This is a genomic window from Psychrobacter luti, from assembly GCF_014192115.1.
Lineage (GTDB): Bacteria > Pseudomonadota > Gammaproteobacteria > Pseudomonadales > Moraxellaceae > Psychrobacter > Psychrobacter luti.
This window is the reverse complement of record NZ_JACHXL010000002.1, coordinates 361,254-377,072: the sequence shown is the minus strand read 5'-3', so window position 1 is coordinate 377,072 and position 15,819 is coordinate 361,254. Positions and strand designations below refer to the sequence as shown.

At 43.1% G+C, this 15,819-nt stretch carries 13 protein-coding genes; 7 read left to right on the top strand and 6 right to left on the bottom strand.

From position 1 onward, the window contains the following. Positions 1-8 precede the first annotated feature (8 nt). A complete protein-coding gene (locus FHS24_RS06000) occupies positions 9-1,469 on the bottom strand; it encodes an McrB family protein (protein ID WP_227671676.1) in 1,461 nt (486 codons plus the stop codon). 445 nt (positions 1,470-1,914) lie between these two features. Between FHS24_RS06000 and FHS24_RS05995 the strand changes: the two genes are divergently transcribed. Both FHS24_RS05995 and FHS24_RS05990 read left to right on the top strand, forming a co-directional pair. Next, the gene (locus FHS24_RS05995) at positions 1,915-2,685 is read left to right on the top strand and encodes a DUF4442 domain-containing protein (protein WP_227671677.1); all 771 of its coding nucleotides are present in this window, start codon (positions 1,915-1,917) and stop codon (positions 2,683-2,685) included. 74 nt (positions 2,686-2,759) lie between these two features. Continuing rightward, positions 2,760-3,254, top strand: coding sequence for a RidA family protein (locus tag FHS24_RS05990; RefSeq protein ID WP_183619711.1), 495 nt, complete (start codon positions 2,760-2,762; stop codon positions 3,252-3,254). Between the two features lie 109 nt (positions 3,255-3,363). On the opposite strand, the gene gspE is transcribed toward FHS24_RS05990, so the two are convergent. Then, positions 3,364-4,920, bottom strand: coding sequence for a type II secretion system ATPase GspE (gene gspE / locus FHS24_RS05985; protein WP_183619709.1), 1,557 nt, complete (start codon positions 4,918-4,920; stop codon positions 3,364-3,366). A gap of 449 nt (positions 4,921-5,369) precedes the next feature. On the opposite strand from gspE, the gene FHS24_RS05980 reads away from it, so the two are divergent. Together FHS24_RS05980 and FHS24_RS05975 are read left to right on the top strand one after the other, a co-directional pair. Beyond that, on the top strand, positions 5,370-6,185 hold the full coding sequence (locus FHS24_RS05980; RefSeq protein WP_183620082.1) for a thiazole synthase: 816 nt from the start codon (positions 5,370-5,372) through the stop codon (positions 6,183-6,185). 260 nt (positions 6,186-6,445) lie between these two features. After that, positions 6,446-7,885, top strand: coding sequence for a WS/DGAT/MGAT family O-acyltransferase (locus tag FHS24_RS05975; protein WP_183619707.1), 1,440 nt, complete (start codon positions 6,446-6,448; stop codon positions 7,883-7,885). A gap of 52 nt (positions 7,886-7,937) precedes the next feature. On the opposite strand, the gene FHS24_RS05970 is transcribed toward FHS24_RS05975, so the two are convergent. Together FHS24_RS05970 and dxs are read right to left on the bottom strand one after the other, a co-directional pair. After that, positions 7,938-8,765, bottom strand: a complete 828-nt coding sequence (locus FHS24_RS05970; RefSeq protein WP_183619705.1) for an inositol monophosphatase family protein — start codon at positions 8,763-8,765, stop codon at positions 7,938-7,940. Between the two features lie 274 nt (positions 8,766-9,039). Next, a complete protein-coding gene (gene dxs, locus FHS24_RS05965) occupies positions 9,040-11,079 on the bottom strand; it encodes a 1-deoxy-D-xylulose-5-phosphate synthase (protein WP_183619703.1) in 2,040 nt (679 codons plus the stop codon). A 585-nt stretch (positions 11,080-11,664) separates the two neighbouring features. Here dxs and ribA point away from each other — a divergent pair. From ribA to FHS24_RS05950, 3 genes are all read left to right on the top strand, one after another. Then, a complete protein-coding gene (ribA, locus tag FHS24_RS05960; protein ID WP_183619701.1) occupies positions 11,665-12,348 on the top strand; it encodes a GTP cyclohydrolase II in 684 nt (227 codons plus the stop codon). A gap of 108 nt (positions 12,349-12,456) precedes the next feature. After that, positions 12,457-13,386, top strand: coding sequence for an oxygen-dependent coproporphyrinogen oxidase (gene hemF, locus FHS24_RS05955; protein ID WP_406947770.1), 930 nt, complete (start codon positions 12,457-12,459; stop codon positions 13,384-13,386). 286 nt (positions 13,387-13,672) lie between these two features. Beyond that, positions 13,673-14,143 carry a c-type cytochrome gene (locus FHS24_RS05950; RefSeq protein ID WP_183619699.1) on the top strand — a complete coding sequence of 157 codons (471 nt, stop codon included), beginning with the start codon at positions 13,673-13,675 and terminating at the stop codon, positions 14,141-14,143. Positions 14,144-14,273: 130 nt separating this feature from the next. Here the strand turns inward: FHS24_RS05950 and gloA are convergent, their stop codons facing one another. Beyond that, positions 14,274-14,858, bottom strand: coding sequence for a lactoylglutathione lyase (gene gloA / locus FHS24_RS05945; RefSeq protein WP_183619698.1), 585 nt, complete (start codon positions 14,856-14,858; stop codon positions 14,274-14,276). A 110-nt stretch (positions 14,859-14,968) separates the two neighbouring features. After that, complete coding sequence (locus FHS24_RS05940; protein ID WP_183619697.1) at positions 14,969-15,607, bottom strand: carbonic anhydrase; 639 nt, start codon at positions 15,605-15,607, stop codon at positions 14,969-14,971. Positions 15,608-15,819 lie beyond the last annotated feature (212 nt).

Here is a 15,819-nt window from a genome sequence, read left to right as displayed (position 1 = left end):
CAACCTTGTTAATATAAACGCTGATAGACAAACGGCTTTGTAAACTCAGCGCTGTTACCTAGTAAATCAGTATTAATTTTATAACTGCCCGTACTCATAGACTGACCGAGAAAGGACTGCTGTCCTGCAAACAGCTGATTCGGACTATTTGGATTAACCGAATTATTTGCATCATTATTGATGAGCGCTTGGCTATCTTGTATAAACTGCGCACTTATCGGCTGCTGCTCATCTTGGAAGATATATTGCAAAATAGTGACTTGCCCGCCCGCGGCTTGCGCCAATTGCGGAATGATTTGTTCAATAAGTGCCGTTTGCAATTGCTCGAGACTATCTACCGACCATAAAAATGCATGACCTAGTTGCGCCTCTGCCCCTAGCGTTTGCGCGATGCGATTATTTAAGCCGGTTAAAATTTTCGCTAAATCTATCACTTCTGTCGGATTAGCTGTTTTTGAATGAAGCGCTTCTGAATTATCAGCTTCTAAGTCTTGATTGATATGAATAATAGGTAACAATTCAGGCTGCGGCGGACAGTCAATAAAGCGGAAACGCCGACGTAATGCCATATCAAGCGGCGCTAATGAGTGGTCTTGGGTGTTCATCGTGGCATAAATATCAACGTTGGCAGGAACGCTAAAGGTACGCCCTGAATAAGCCAAATTAACCGTCATTGCGTTTGTCATGCCAGCACGTTTGTCTGTTTCAACCAAACTTAACAGCTCACCAAAGACGCGTGAAACGTTAGCCCGATTGATCTCATCAATTAGCATCGCATAACGCTGATCAGGGTCATTAGCAGCGCGTTGGCACAACTTTAAAAATGCGCCATCTTGAATGGCATAACTCATTTGAGTCGAGCTATTCGCTACATGATTGGGCACCGTCATCACAGGGCGGATACCTTCGACAAACTCTTCATAACCATAAGCCTGATGGAAGCTAATCATACTAAAGCGCTGTTGGCGAAACTCTTGATTCTGGCTATTATTCTCACGCTGCGCCTGCTGAAACTCGGCTAATTGCTGCGCTAAGTCACTTAACAAATCCATGCTTTCGGGGAGCAGATACCATGCGCCGCTATTATCTTTATCAAAATAGGCTTGGCTGGCTCGATTTTTATAACTCACCGTTTGTGATCTAGCAGGCGTATGCATTTGCAGCACAGACCAAGCAGTATTGCTTAAGTTTTTATCACGCGAATTTTGCGCCGCTTTACTAATAAAAAACTCATGACTGACAACTTCCGGCACTTTAACCAAGTCCTGTTTTTTAGATTTAAAATCTAAAAATATTAAGCAAACGACATCACGCCAGCTTAATTCATGCAGCAACTGTCCCAATAAATCCTTGTCATTTATCCTTGGCAAATAGTCGGTATATTGCTGCGAGATTTGTAGCAAGCGATAGGTTTTACCCGTACCAGCGACGCCTGTATAAATGATATTGGTCGGTTTTTGAGGAGACATATCCGGCACAGCCTTATCCAGTATTAAAAAATTACGGCAATGATACTTCAGCACTTCAGTCATATGAAAGTCTAGCTATTATAACGTGGCTCTTTTGCATTAAATGACCTAACGCTCAGTGATGTTGTTTTTATTAAAACCACTTTTAGCAACGTTACTGATAATATTTATTGCGAATATTTAAGATATCGTTACGTTAGTCATATTTTATAAGCGCAGCAGTTCATGTTAATAATAGTAGCGATACGGCGCTTAATGTACCATAGTTAGAAATTGACTAAGTTAGAAATGCGCCAGCGTTAAAATAGCTGCTAGGATAAAGCTTATTATCTCATTCATTCAGCGCTCATTTTCTAACCATCCATGAATTAACCCAGTTGGCTAGCCTAATGAACCAGCTTCGTTAATTAATATGATTAAACCACTCCAAATTGAGGAATGTTGTATGTCAGGATTATTAAAAAAACTCCCTACCAAGCTGACCAATAAAAGAGCAGTCAAAGTAGCTGACAACACAAGATTGCCAGTCGAAAAACCAAATAGCACCTTAAAACCCATCAGCAACCAATTTACCAAGCTGCTATCTGTCACCAAGTATTTACCTGCGGGTGCGCGCGCTAGTATTTTATCGAAGGCCTTTGGTAAAGTGGTGCCGTACGTGGGCACAACGGGTATCTATTATGAAACCGTGAATCCCAATCAAGTGGTGGTCAGCTTAAATAATACCAAAGCGGTACAAAACCATATTGGATCCGTCCATGCCGTTGCCATCACTTTACTTGCTGAAACGGCAACAGGGTTTATTTTGGGTTTAAACCTACCGTCTGACCGCGTATTATTGATTAAATCTTATTCAGTAAATTTTTATCGTCCGATTAAAAAAGGTCAAATTGCCGCCGTGGCGTCATTGTCGGATGAGCAGCGCTTGGATATTTTAAATACTCCAAAGGGTGAGATGGTGATACCTTGTGTGATTCATGACCGTGAGTCGGATAGCGACCGTGACCCAATCGTGGTTGAGATGACGTGGGCTTGGATACCCAAATCTGAATTAGAAGCGCGCCGTCAAGGTAAAGCTTCTAAAGAGTTAGAGAATAATCAAATTGATAATGAAAAAACTGAAGATGAGCCATCTGAACACAAACAACCTAAAGCCGAGCAATCTGAAAGTGAAGAAAATAGCCTAACATCTACGCAAGAACTCGAGAGCAATTAATTTTAATTTGTTAAAGAATTAATTAGCTACCAAAAAATGGATTTAAGAAACACTACTATAATAAGGAGACAAGCATGTCTATATATATCAATAAATTGACTACTAACCTATCTAAAGCGGTGCTGATTAGCGCCTGTTCATTAGGCTTGGGTTTTGCCGTTACTGCCAATGCAGCGCCAACGACTAATAATGCAACCATCACCAAATCTAGCCCAGTCTTTCTCGGTGATGGTGGCAATTATCCATTTTCAGAAGCGGTACGTGTCGGCGATACGCTCTATATGTCAGGACAGATTGGCTTTAAAGACGGTAAATTGGTCAAAGGCGGCGTAAAAGCGGAAGCAAAACAAGCACTCGATAATATCAATGAAACCTTATTAAAGTACGGTTACCAAAAGTCAGATATCGTCAAATGTATGGCGATGCTGACCGATATGGATGACTTTGATGACTTTAATAAAGTCTATAAAGCAGAATTGACTAAGCCTTACCCTGTACGCTCAGCCTTTGGCGTCTCAGAATTGGCAGCAGGCGCAAGCGTTGAAGTTGAATGTATCGCCGCGAAATAGCAGCGCTATTACAAATAAACCAAACTGATTTTTTCTATTACGCGGTTATTGAGCCAATTGTCCTGACTTTTGGCTCAATAACCGTTTTGCTTTATACAATCGTTTTTCTTTATACAATCATAGCATCATCAGTTAGGGCGCTTTCTTTGGTTACCCTCAGCACTTCTTCTAACGTCGTCCGTCCCTCTATGACTTTGCGCAGTCCATCAGTACGTATCGATGGTGTCTGCTGACGGGCGTATTCTTCTAGCTCGTATTCAGCAGTATTGCTATGAATCATACGGCGCAAGGTATCGTCAATCGGCACCACTTCATAGATTGCCGTCCGACCTTTAAATCCCGAATTATTACATTTATCACAGCCCACTGGTTTCGGCAGGTTAATTGCCTTTGCTGTTGATTTTTCAGTACCCGTACTTGTAGCATTTGAGGATATACCAATTTCAGTAAATAATTTGGCCTGTTCGTTATCAGCAGCCTGCCAACCATGACAATGTGTACATAACGTCCGTACCAAGCGCTGAGCGACGACACCAATCAGCGATGACGATAATAAAAATGGCTCTACGCCCATATCTTGCAAACGCGTGACCGCCCCAATGGCGGTATTGGTATGCAGCGTCGATAACACCAAATGTCCTGTTAACGACGCTTGTACGGCAATCTCAGCGGTCTCTAGATCACGAATTTCACCAACCATCACCACGTCTGGATCTTGCCGTAGCATGGCGCGTAAACTCTTAGCAAAAGTCATATCGACCTTGTTATTGACTTGCGTCTGCCCAATACCATCGAGCTGAAATTCAATAGGATCTTCCGCAGTTAAGATATTGCGAGTTTGGTCATTCAAATCAGTTAGCGCCGAATATAAAGTGGTAGTTTTCCCTGAACCCGTCGGTCCGGTGACCAATATAATGCCATGTGGCCGATGGATTAAGCGCTTAAGCTCGCTGTAGTCATTATCAGAAAGTCCAAGATAAGTCATATTCAGACGACCCGCTTGTTTATCGAGCAGGCGCATTACTACCCGCTCGCCAAAGCTTGATGGCAGCGTTGATACCCGCACATCGACCTCACGCCCTGCCAATCGTAAGCTAATACGCCCGTCTTGTGGTACGCGCTTTTCGGCGATATCCAATTTGGCCATTACTTTGATACGTGAAACAAGTAACGGCGCTAATTGGCGTTTTGGGGTAATAATTTCTTTTAGCTCTCCATCGACACGGAAGCGTACGACTAAGCGCTTCTCAAAGGTTTCAATATGAATATCTGAAGCGTTTAAACGTATCGCTTCCGACAACAACGCATTAATTAAACGAATAATCGGCGCATCGTCTTGTTGGTCCATCAAGTCTTCCGTTTCAGGAACGCTATCTGCCAAGCTATCAAGGTCAGGATGGTCTTCAAGTCCAGCGGCGATATGCTGCGACTCACCCGTATTACCAGCATAAGCAGCATTCATACGTTTTTCGAAGTCATCGGCGCTGATACTTTCGTAATTTGGTACACCGCGCACGCCTTGCTGTTGTAAAAACCGCACCGCTTCATTAATTGCGGACAATGGCGTGGCTTTGGTCAACACCAGTGTCGGCGGCAACTTGGGATCAATAGCAAGAATGGCCAAAATTTGATGACGTTTTGCAAAACTGTACGGCAGCTGCAGCATAAAGACGACCTAGTGAGTGACAAATTTAAAAAAGAACTTATAAAATAACTTTGAAAGTGGCTTTGAAAGTGGCTTTGAAAACAGCCTTGAAAACACAATCTAATACATGCTAAAAAGTACTGCTGACTTTACTCTTTCAAGCCACCTGCTCAAATCGTTAAACTGGGTAAAGATTGTCAGTAAGCGCGCATGAGTTTGTTATAATAACATTTTGTTTTACGCAAGTAGCAAGGCTTTGATGTGATTTATGACTTTGCTGTTTAGGCAGTTATAATATTAGCATTTAGCATCGCAGGCATTTAGCCCCATAACGCCTATTTATGTTTTGCCTCTGCTACTATTTGATAAAAATTCTTATTCACCACAGTAATAACCTTGTTAGTCACCTTTGTTCGCCCGCTATTAGGATTACCCTTATGTCACAAGCCGCAAATTCTACTGCCAATCCAATGCCACTGATGTCACCTTCGCCAGATTCCCTTTTACAAGACACTTTTACTGTTGGCAGTCGTACTTTTTCTTCTCGATTGTTGGTTGGCACTGGTAAGTATAAAGACATGGCTGAAACGGGTGCTGCTATTGGTGCCTCAGAAGCTGAGATTATCACCGTTGCCATTCGCCGCACCAATATTGGTCAAAATAGTAATGAGCCGAATTTATTAGATGTCATTTCACCGGATAAATATACTATCTTACCAAATACAGCAGGCTGCTTTGATGCTGAAACCGCGATTCGTACGTGTAAGCTTGCTCGTGAGCTATTAGGTGGCCATAATCTGGTTAAGCTAGAAGTATTGGGCGATGAAAAGACTCTTTATCCAAATGTAATAGAAACTTTAAAAGCGGCAAAAGTATTAGTCGATGATGGCTTTGAAGTCATGGTTTATACTTCAGACGACCCTATTGTCGCTCAAGAATTAGAGAGCATGGGCTGCGTGGCAATTATGCCCCTCGGTAGCTTGATTGGCTCTGGCCTTGGTTTGCTCAATCGCCATACGCTCAGCCTCATTATCGAAAACGCTAAGGTGCCAGTATTGGTTGATGCTGGCGTCGGTACCGCTTCTGATGCAGCGATTGCTATGGAGCTTGGCTGTGATGGCGTGCTGATGAATTCAGCCATTGCCAATGCTCAAAATCCAGTCTTAATGGCGCAGGCCATGAAACATGCTATTTGGGCAGGACGTCAGGCTTTCTTGGCAGGTCGTATGCCGATGCGCAAAATGGCTGCCGCCAGCTCGCCGCAGACCGGATACTTTTTTCAGTAGCTTTTTAGCTTATACTTTTTAGTCTTAAACTTTTAAAACCCAGCCTATAAATTGCTTGATCTTATAACCTTAAACCGCTAAAAATATGGATTATGGCATAATTAAATAATAAAAGTCCCTTGACCCATACTTTTTATATTAAGATGTTTTTGTGACTACTTTTAGGTTTTTAGTCGCTTTTGCCAAATGCTTTACCCTTGCTTAACTGAATACTTATTTATTATTGCTATTTTTCATTCATCGTCATAAAAGGATTTATTATGCGACTTCTCACAGCAGTCGACCAGTTGTTCTTACTTCTTGAGTCGCGTAAACAACCCATGCATGTTGGGGGTCTATTCCTATTCGAATTACCAGAAAATGCGGATAACAGTTTTGTCTGTCAATTGGTCAAACAGATGCAAGAGTCTGAGGTGCCGCCAACGTTTCCTTTTAACCAAGTGCTTGAGCATTTGATTTTTTGGAAAAAAGACAAGCACTTTGATGTTGAGCATCACTTGCATCATGTCGCATTACCAAAGCCCGCCCGTGTACGCGAGCTTTTGATGTATGTATCAAGAGAGCATGGTCGTCTACTGGACCGTGCGATGCCGCTGTGGGAATGTCACGTCATTGAAGGTATTGAGCCAGAAAGCGAAGGCGCTCCTGAGCGTTTTGCCTTATATTTCAAAATTCATCACTCGCTGGTTGATGGCATCGCTGCTATGCGTCTGGTCAAAAAATCCTTGTCACAATCGCCCAATGAGCCGGTTACTTTGCCTATTTGGTCACTAATGGCACGCCATCGCAATCAGATTGATGCTATTTTGCCCAAAGAGCGCTCCGCTTTGCGCATTCTTAAAGAGCAAGTATCTACGATTAAGCCTGTGTTCACAGAATTGCTAGATAATTTTAAAAATTATAATGATGACAGTTATGTCAGTACCTTTGATGCGCCTAGAAGTATTTTAAACAGACGCATCTCAGCATCGAGGCGCATAGCGGCACAATCTTATGATATTAAGCGCTTCAATGATATTGCTGAGCGCATTAATATTAGCAAAAACGATGTAGTGCTTGCGGTTTGTGCAGGTGCAATTCGGCGTTACTTGATTTCAATGGATGCGCTACCCAGCAAACCGCTGATTGCTTTTGTCCCTATGTCTTTACGTACTGATGATAGCGTAGCGGGCAATCAGCTATCATTTGTCCTTGCCAATCTAGGTACCCATCTGGATGATCCATTGAGTAGAATCAAGCTGATTCATCGTAGTATGAACAATGGTAAACGCCGTTTTAGACGTATGAATCAAGCACAAGTTATTAATTACAGCGTGGTGTCTTATGCATGGGAAGGGCTTAATCTGGCAACCGGTCTCTTTCCTAAAAAACAAGCATTTAACCTGATTATCTCGAATGTACCTGGTTCGGAAAAACCACTCTATTGGAACGGCGCACGTCTGCAGTCCTTATACCCAGCATCCATTGTATTCAACGGTCAAGCCATGAATATTACTCTTGCTAGCTATTTGGACAAGATTGAATTTGGGATTACCGCTTGTAGTAAAGCGTTGCCGCACGTGCAAGATATGCTGATGTTGATAGAAGAAGAGCTGCAGCTGTTAGAGCGCACCAGTAAAGAGCTTGAATTCCAAGGTATTACGGTTGAAGATAAAAGTGACGATAAAGGTAATAACAAAACAAAAAAGCTGGCTCCATAACGGAACCAGCTTTTTGATATCAATTGTCTCAATAAGTATAACTAGATGGTGCTTAAAATGTATCACCCCATGCTGGGACAACCACTTGCATCAAAGGTTTTAATAACTTGATATTACATGCGAAAATAGAACCTGAGGTCATAGAGTTGTGCGCGCCTGTATGGTCAACGACTACACCGCGTGCTTCGGTCACGATAAGCTCACCAGCAGCGATATCCCAAGGCTTAATAGACATCTCAAAATAACCGTCAAAACGACCAGCCGCTACGTAGCATAAATCAAGCGCAGCTGAACCTAAACGACGAACCTGACCGCCTGCTTCAGAGATTTTCTGTAAGCTCTCAAAATGCTGCTTGGCATAAGAGATAACTTCACCATTGCGTTTACGCTCAAGCGGATGACCGGTGGTAAATAAGCCACCATCAATCGTTTTACGCTCGCTAACATTGATACGGCGTTGGTTTAAGCGCGCGCCTTTACCACGGCTGGCAGAAAACATCTCATCACGGACAGGATCGTAGATGACGCCGTGTTGGGTGACCCCTTTATGCTGCACCGCGATAGATACGCAAAACTGCGGCACACCATGGACAAAGTTTTTGGTGCCATCTAACGGATCAATAATCCAGCACCAATCAGCATCTTCGCCGCGACCTTCTTGCATACCAAACTCTTCACCCAAAAACGAGTGATTTGGATAGCTGGCTTTAAGCGTCTCAATCGTCAGCTCTTCACTGAAACGATCAATGCGGGTAACCAAACCATCAAGCCCTTTTGACTCGATATCTAGCTCGATTTTGTGGCGATTTTGATGCGCATATAAAATCTCTTTACCGACTTTTTCAGCAGCACGCGCTGCGATGACGACCATGGGTTCCATAAATAACCTATTTGCTTGATGAATGAATACTACTTAAGAGATGTAACTTATAAAATGTACGAAAAATAAAATCTGCTTCAAAACTGGCGCATAGTAATAATTAATAAAACCCCATAGCCGCCTAGCAAACCAAATATATGGTTGCCAGCAGTTGTACCGCCCAAGTTGTCAAATAATTCACACCTACGGCAAGTAGGCGAGGTCTAAGCAAGAAAACAGACATGCTTTATTTTTCAATCGGCTATTTTAGCAATTTTTCATAGATTATAGTGTTTTATTTTAGCAATTGCTGGAGCTGACTGACGACCCCTACAACATCTAGACCACAATCAGCCATTTGTTCCGCTGGCGAACCATGGGCGATAAAGCGATCAGAGATACCGATATTACAGATAACTGGGTGGCTATTTTTGAAGGTTGGCGATTCGTTAAGTAAATACTCATTTACCGCACTGCCCGCGCCGCCCATAATCATATGCTCTTCTAGGGTCGCAATATGGGTGATGCCTTGCTCGATTAAGGTCTCAAGCAAATGGGTATCTAACGGTTTTACCCAGCGCATATTCACCACATGTACCTGACAGTCCGATTCTATATTATCGTTAATCAGGCTTTCTGCCGCTTGCTGAGCAGCTTCAACCATAGTACCAAAGGCTAATAACGCCAATTTATTAGCTGCGTCATCTTGACCTAATACCGACTCTACTACCGCTTTGCCAATAGGATAAACTTGTGCTGGCTGAGTAATGACTGCGCCTGTACCAACACCGCGCGGATAGCGTACTGCTGTACAGCCTTGATATTCATAGCAAGTATTAAGCAGATGGTAGCATTCGTTTTCATCTTTTGGCGCGGCAATCAGCATATTAGGCACGCAGCGTAAAAAAGCAAAATCGAATACACCTGCATGGGTTGCACCATCTTCCCCGACCAAACCGGCGCGATCGATAGCAAACATCACATCAAGGTTTTGTAGAGCGACATCATGAATCAGCTGATCATAGCCGCGCTGCAAAAAGGTTGAATAAATTGCGACGATAGGTTTGACGCCTTGGGTTGCCATGCCACCTGCTAAAGTTACGGCATGTTGCTCAGCAATCGCCACATCAAAAAAGCGCTTCGGGAATTGACGCGCAAACTCAATCATTCCCGAGCCTTCTTCCATCGCTGGGGTAATGGCAAGCAGCTTATGGTCAATGGCGGCTTTGTCACATAAAAACTGGCCAAATACTTGCGAGTACTTTAAAAGCGGTTTGCTTTCTTTTGGACTGTCTTCTACCGCTTCATTTTCAGCAGGTAATTTACTAATAGCATGATATCCAACTGGATCTAATTCAGCAGGCGCAAAACCTTTACCTTTAGTGGTATAAATATGAACTAAAACAGGGCCTTTTAATTGCTTGGCAAGCGATAGTACGCGCAGCAGCTCAGGAATATCGTGCCCATCAAACGGACCAAAGTAGGTAAAACCAATCGCCTTAAATAAATTATCTTCTAACTGTGGGACATCGCGCAGCTCTTTATGACGCTTACGGCGGTCAAAGGCTTGCATAACAGGACGCTTACACAGTATTGGCTCGCCTGCATCAGAGATATCAACCTGATAGCCTGATTCCCACAACGTCGCTAAATGCCGCGAGAAGCCACCGATAGAGCAAGATATTGACATATCATTATCATTTAAAATCACGAGCAAATCAGCATCTTGTTGTACGGCGTCATTCATCGCTTCAAAAGCCATGCCGCCGGTCATCGCGCCATCACCGATAATACAAGCAACCGTTTGCGCAATGTCTTGATAACGAAGCGCCAAGCTCATGCCCAAAGCTGCTGAGATAGACGTTGATGAATGTCCAACCCCAAAAGTATCGTAAACCGACTCGGCGCGTTCTGGAAAAGCAGTCAAACCGTCTTTTGAGCGAATGGTGCCAAGCTTATCACGGCGACCAGTCAGCACTTTATGAGCATAGGCTTGATGACCCACGTCCCAAACAATCTGATCTTGCGGCGCATCTAACAGATAATGCAGCGCAATGGTCAACTCAATCACACCTAAATTGGCCCCGAAATGACCGCCACTTTGACCCGCTGAATAGAGCAGAAAAAGCCGTAGCTCATCCGCCAAAGTGATTAGCTGACTTTCGCTAAACGTCTTCAAGTCGATCGGTGCGTCTACCTTATCGAGTAGCGGCGTATGCGGACGCTCACGCGGAATTGCTGCATATGTTTTTTGCAGGTTTGATAGCGATGCAGCAGAATCAATGGCTGACGCAGATAATGACTTAGACTGTGGGGAATGAGTTGACTGCTGCATAAAACGTACGATACCTACCAATCTGCTGACAAGATGCGACCTTAGACAGTGGCTATCACTAGTAATAATCTAAGTGGCGTTAATAATAGTGCTGACATCATAAACGGATAAATGCCATCGACTATATGTTTATTAGTACAGCCTTTAATATAACTGTGAATAACGAAAAATACGCCATTCAATATAAAGCGCTAGTTTTAATCTTATAACGCTAAAGGCAGTTATAAAGATGGTGACCAATGCTGTTATAAATCCTGATGCTGCTTTATGACAATGTTTGATAATGATGCTTAATGATTTTGCATACATATCCGACCTTGGTGACGACATAGTAATGTAAGGGCAAAGACTTGTCACTGTATCCGTCAAAATAGTATGGCATAATAGCATTTATTTTTAATTGTCGCTTTAATCATCTTGCGCCGTCTGTGAACTTTGTGTGTTTTTCTAATAAATATCAGCCGCCTGCTATTTGAATCAGCAGCGCTTAGGCGATACCTTAGTTATTATTGTAAAGCTTTAACAAATATGAAAAAGCTTAAACAGACCTCTAGCGCCATGATGATCGGCTTATGCAGGACATTAATGTCATATCAATTTATTACTACTGCCAAACTACCTACTCGTCACGGCGAGTTTGATATTCATATTTTTGAAAATGACGATGGTCAAGAGCATGTGATGCTGACCGTGGGTTTACCTGTGGTAAATCAAACTGATGTTGTAAATCAGGCTGATACGGCGCTAAACCAACAAGGCGCGGCGCCAGCAGAGCCTCTCATCCCGCTGATACGTATTCATTCTGAATGTTTAACGGGTGATGCCTTTAGTTCATTAAAATGCGATTGTGGTCCACAGCTAAACACTGCCATGCAAGCGATACAAGAGACTGGCTGCGGGGCGATATTATATCTGCGCCAAGAAGGTCGCGGGATTGGTCTGACCAATAAAATCCGCGCTTATGCCTTGCAAGATCAAGGCCATGATACCTTAGATGCCAATCTCATGTTAGGCTTGCCAGCTGATGCGCGCGTTTATGATATGTGCGGACCAATGCTTGCCCATGTCGGCGTCGACAGCGTACGCCTGATTACCAATAATCCCGATAAAGTCGCTTATTTAACGCAGCATGGTATCGATGTCGTTGAACGGGTGCCGTTATTGGTTGGGGTCAATGATATGAATGCTGAATATCTAGCGACCAAACGCGATCGCATGGGTCATCTACTGGATAAAGACTTCAATACTGCCTTACACCTTAATAAATAGTAAATAATTAGATATTTTATGAGTATGCCAAATATAGAGAATAATACCAATCCTTTAATAACAGATTCAGTGTCAGATTCAATTACGGCACCGACCCATAATGACATTATGCGTGTCCGTGAGTTTTTGGTCGATTTGCAAGCGCGTATCTGTCAAGCCTTAGAGGCAGAAGAGCGCGATGGCAGTAGCCATAGTCAACCTGCCACTTTCGTTCCTGATGATTGGGAACGCTCTGAAGGTGGCGGCGGTCGGTCGTGCGTCCTAGCAGATGGTGAAGTGATTGAAAAAGCAGGCGTGATGTTCAGTCATATCCATGTGCAGAACTTGCCCGCTTCGGCAACGGCTCGCCATCCTGATATCGCTGGTCGTAAAGCGCAAGCCATGGGCGTTTCATTGGTGGTGCATCCTAAAAATCCTAATGTTCCGACCAGCCATGCCAACGTGCGTTTATTCATTGCCGAAGCTGAGGGCGAAGACCCCATTTGGTGGTTTGGTGGCGGTTTCGATTTGACGCCATTTTATCCGGTACTTGCTGATTGCGTGCATTGGCATCAGGTCTGCCATGACCTCTGCGCTCCTTTTGGTGACAATATCTATCCTGATTTTAAGCAATGGTGTGATGAATATTTCCATCTGCGCCATCGTGATGAGCAGCGTGGTATCGGCGGTTTATTTTATGATGACGTCAATTTTGAGAGTCGTGGGTGGGATTTTGAAACTTGCTTTAAATTTATGCAAGCGGTCGGTAATGGCTATCTTGAAGGTATATTGCCCATCTTTGAGAAACGTAGAAATGTATGCTACACCGAAGCACAGCGCGAGTTTCAGCTATATCGCCGTGGACGCTACGTTGAATATAACCTTGTTTATGACCGCGGTACGTTATTTGGGCTACAAAGTAATGGACGTATCGAATCTATTCTAGTCAGCATGCCACCGCTTGCCAGCTGGCATTATCGCTTTGAGCCTGTTGAAGGGTCACCTGAGTTTGAGCTAACCGATTTTTATCTAAAACCCCGTGATTGGTTGACTTTGTAATCATCATTGGCATAATAAACCACAGATGGTGTTAATTTCTGCATTAGTCATAGCTATTTTTAATGTATATAAGCTATAAAATAACAAGGGTCAGCGATAGATGCTGACCCTTGTTATTTAAGCAACAGCTATATGGATTACAAACTACCTATTAAGCAGATATAGTCGTCTTTAATATTTAAAACAACAACATAACATTTATTTTAATAGTCGCAATTTAATCAGGTGGCGAGCATGAAGATGCTACGACACCTTTTTATTAGCCACGTATAAAGGAGTAATACAGATGGCACAGGTTTCTAATAACAAATCATTTAAGTCTATCGTCAGCATCACGTTAATGGCAGTTGCTCTAGGTCTGACGGCTTGTAGTACGCCAGTTGACCCTGACGTTAAAGCGCGTCAAGACAGCATGAAAAGCTGGGGCGATGCAATGGGTATCATGGGTGATATGGCTGAAGCACCAGATACATTTGATGCCGAAGTATTTAAAGAACAAGCGGCATTTTTGGCGAAGGACTCTGCCAGCCCTTGGAGCCATTTTGAAAACCAAGAAGCCACTGGTAACGCCACTGAAGCGGTTTGGAGCAACGTTGATGGTTTCCGTACTGAAGCAGATAACTTTCAAAAAGCCACTGCTGAATTAAACACCGTAGCACAAACAGCGACCAGTATCGATCAGGTTCTGCCAGCATTCGGTCAAGTAGGTGAAAGCTGTAAATCATGCCATACTGATTTTAAAGTGAAAAAAGACTAATTAGCCTTTGCTATTAAATATAAAAAGGCCGCTATAGTTACTATAGCGGCCTTTTTTATTGGTAATTTTTGAGATACATAAACTTGTTTCGATAAAGTTTATTAATAGGCTTATCAAACTTTCAGGAAAACTAGCCCATTAAATCTGCTTGCACGATTTCAATCCAATAACCATCAACGTCTTTGATGAAGACAATATTTTTCATACTACCCTCATCTGGGCGTTTTTTAAACTCAACGTTATTTTCATCGAACCAAGCAACCGCTTCATCCAAATTCGGCACACTAAAGCAGATATGACCAAAACCTTGCGGTTCACCATTGCCATCATGATAACTAAAGTCTGCTTGGGTTTCGGTACCGTAGTTATGAGTGAGCTCTAAAATACCGCGCTGACGGAAAGCAAAAATCTCTAAATCATCACCAGCTGGCAAGTTTTCACGCTCGCTTTCAGTCAGCTTGGCTAAAAAGTACAAGTCAAAACCCATCGCTGGGAATTTTTTCACCGCCAATAATGTCATTCCTAAGACGCCGGTATAAAACGCCAATGACCTAGCAGGATCTTTTACCCGCAACATCGTATGGTTAAACGTATAGCCTGTGGTTTGAGCTGAAATCGGCTGAATGCCGTCAGTTTTTACGCTGCTTGCAGGTTGGGCTATGGGTTTTTGATTATTAGTGGCTTGATTGCTATTTAAGCTTTCTAAATCAGTCATAATTCTTCCAATATCTAAGTATTTTTAATCGTTAATAGCGGATACGGTGTCAATGTTATCGCGTATCAGCCGCACCCTAACTATGATAGACATTTCATGCCAAATGTCTATTAAACATCTAAGAATCGAACCTTGCCTGTCTCTAAATCATACTCGGCACCAACGACGAGCAGCTGACCGCTATTGGTTAGGTCTTCTAATGCGCGCGAACCATGCTTCAATTGGCTTACTGACATGCGTACATTGGCGCGAATAGAGCGATCGACCAGCTCATCAGCATCGACATCTTGTCCATTGGCAGTGGCAAGCTCATGCAAGTTATAGACGCTAGGACGGATACGATCAACGATTGATTGTAGGTTCGGTGAGTAGTTTTGCTCAGGATTAATCAGCGCCTCAACGCACGCAGTCACAGCGCCGCAATGTGAATGTCCAAGGACCACCACCAACTTAGTGCCAAATTTTTCGGCGGCAAACTCAACCGAACCAATTTGCGATGGCGCAACCACGTTGCCCGCCACGCGTATGACAAACAAATCGCCCAAGCCTTGATCAAACACAATCTCAACCGGTACACGTGCGTCCGAGCAGCCCAAAATAATCGCTAAAGGGTCTTGATCATTGATCAGCTCGGGACGTTTTTGCATACAGGGGTCAGTGCTGGTCAAGCTTTCTACATAGCGCACATTACCTTCTTTAAGCAGCGCTAATGCTTCTTGACCAGTGTTTGGGCGGGTATCGTTAGGCATAAGGGGTCCTTGATTCTTAATATGGTTAATATTTTACATTGAGCGAGCGTTCTGCTTTTGACATTGGCTTATCTTTAAGCTCAGCCGTTTGCTATTGCAAAGATCACTGTATTTAGCATACATAAAGTGATTGTATAGGAAGCAAGGCAAAAAAATGGTAAAAATTCTTTATTTTAATATCACTCGTTACCTTGCTATTTTATTAAAAACCA

What these genes read in the sequence shown, in the direction of transcription:
- FHS24_RS06000 (WP_227671676.1), bottom strand. Translation starts at nt 1,469, where the DNA reads ATGTCTCCTCAAAAACCGACCAATATCATTTATACAGGCGTCGCTGGT.
- FHS24_RS05990 (WP_183619711.1), top strand. Translation starts at nt 2,760, where the DNA reads ATGTCTATATATATCAATAAATTGACTACTAACCTATCTAAAGCGGTG.
- ribA (WP_183619701.1), top strand. Translation starts at nt 11,665, where the DNA reads ATGTCATATCAATTTATTACTACTGCCAAACTACCTACTCGTCACGGC.
- FHS24_RS05950 (WP_183619699.1), top strand. Translation starts at nt 13,673, where the DNA reads ATGGCACAGGTTTCTAATAACAAATCATTTAAGTCTATCGTCAGCATC.
- hemF (WP_406947770.1), top strand. Translation starts at nt 12,457, where the DNA reads ATGCGTGTCCGTGAGTTTTTGGTCGATTTGCAAGCGCGTATCTGTCAA.
- FHS24_RS05970 (WP_183619705.1), bottom strand. Translation starts at nt 8,765, where the DNA reads ATGGAACCCATGGTCGTCATCGCAGCGCGTGCTGCTGAAAAAGTCGGT.
- gspE (WP_183619709.1), bottom strand. Translation starts at nt 4,920, where the DNA reads ATGCTGCAGCTGCCGTACAGTTTTGCAAAACGTCATCAAATTTTGGCC.
- FHS24_RS05980 (WP_183620082.1), top strand. Translation starts at nt 5,370, where the DNA reads ATGCCACTGATGTCACCTTCGCCAGATTCCCTTTTACAAGACACTTTT.
- dxs (WP_183619703.1), bottom strand. Translation starts at nt 11,079, where the DNA reads ATGCAGCAGTCAACTCATTCCCCACAGTCTAAGTCATTATCTGCGTCA.
- gloA (WP_183619698.1), bottom strand. Translation starts at nt 14,858, where the DNA reads ATGACTGATTTAGAAAGCTTAAATAGCAATCAAGCCACTAATAATCAA.
- FHS24_RS05975 (WP_183619707.1), top strand. Translation starts at nt 6,446, where the DNA reads ATGCGACTTCTCACAGCAGTCGACCAGTTGTTCTTACTTCTTGAGTCG.
- FHS24_RS05940 (WP_183619697.1), bottom strand. Translation starts at nt 15,607, where the DNA reads ATGCCTAACGATACCCGCCCAAACACTGGTCAAGAAGCATTAGCGCTG.
- FHS24_RS05995 (WP_227671677.1), top strand. Translation starts at nt 1,915, where the DNA reads ATGTCAGGATTATTAAAAAAACTCCCTACCAAGCTGACCAATAAAAGA.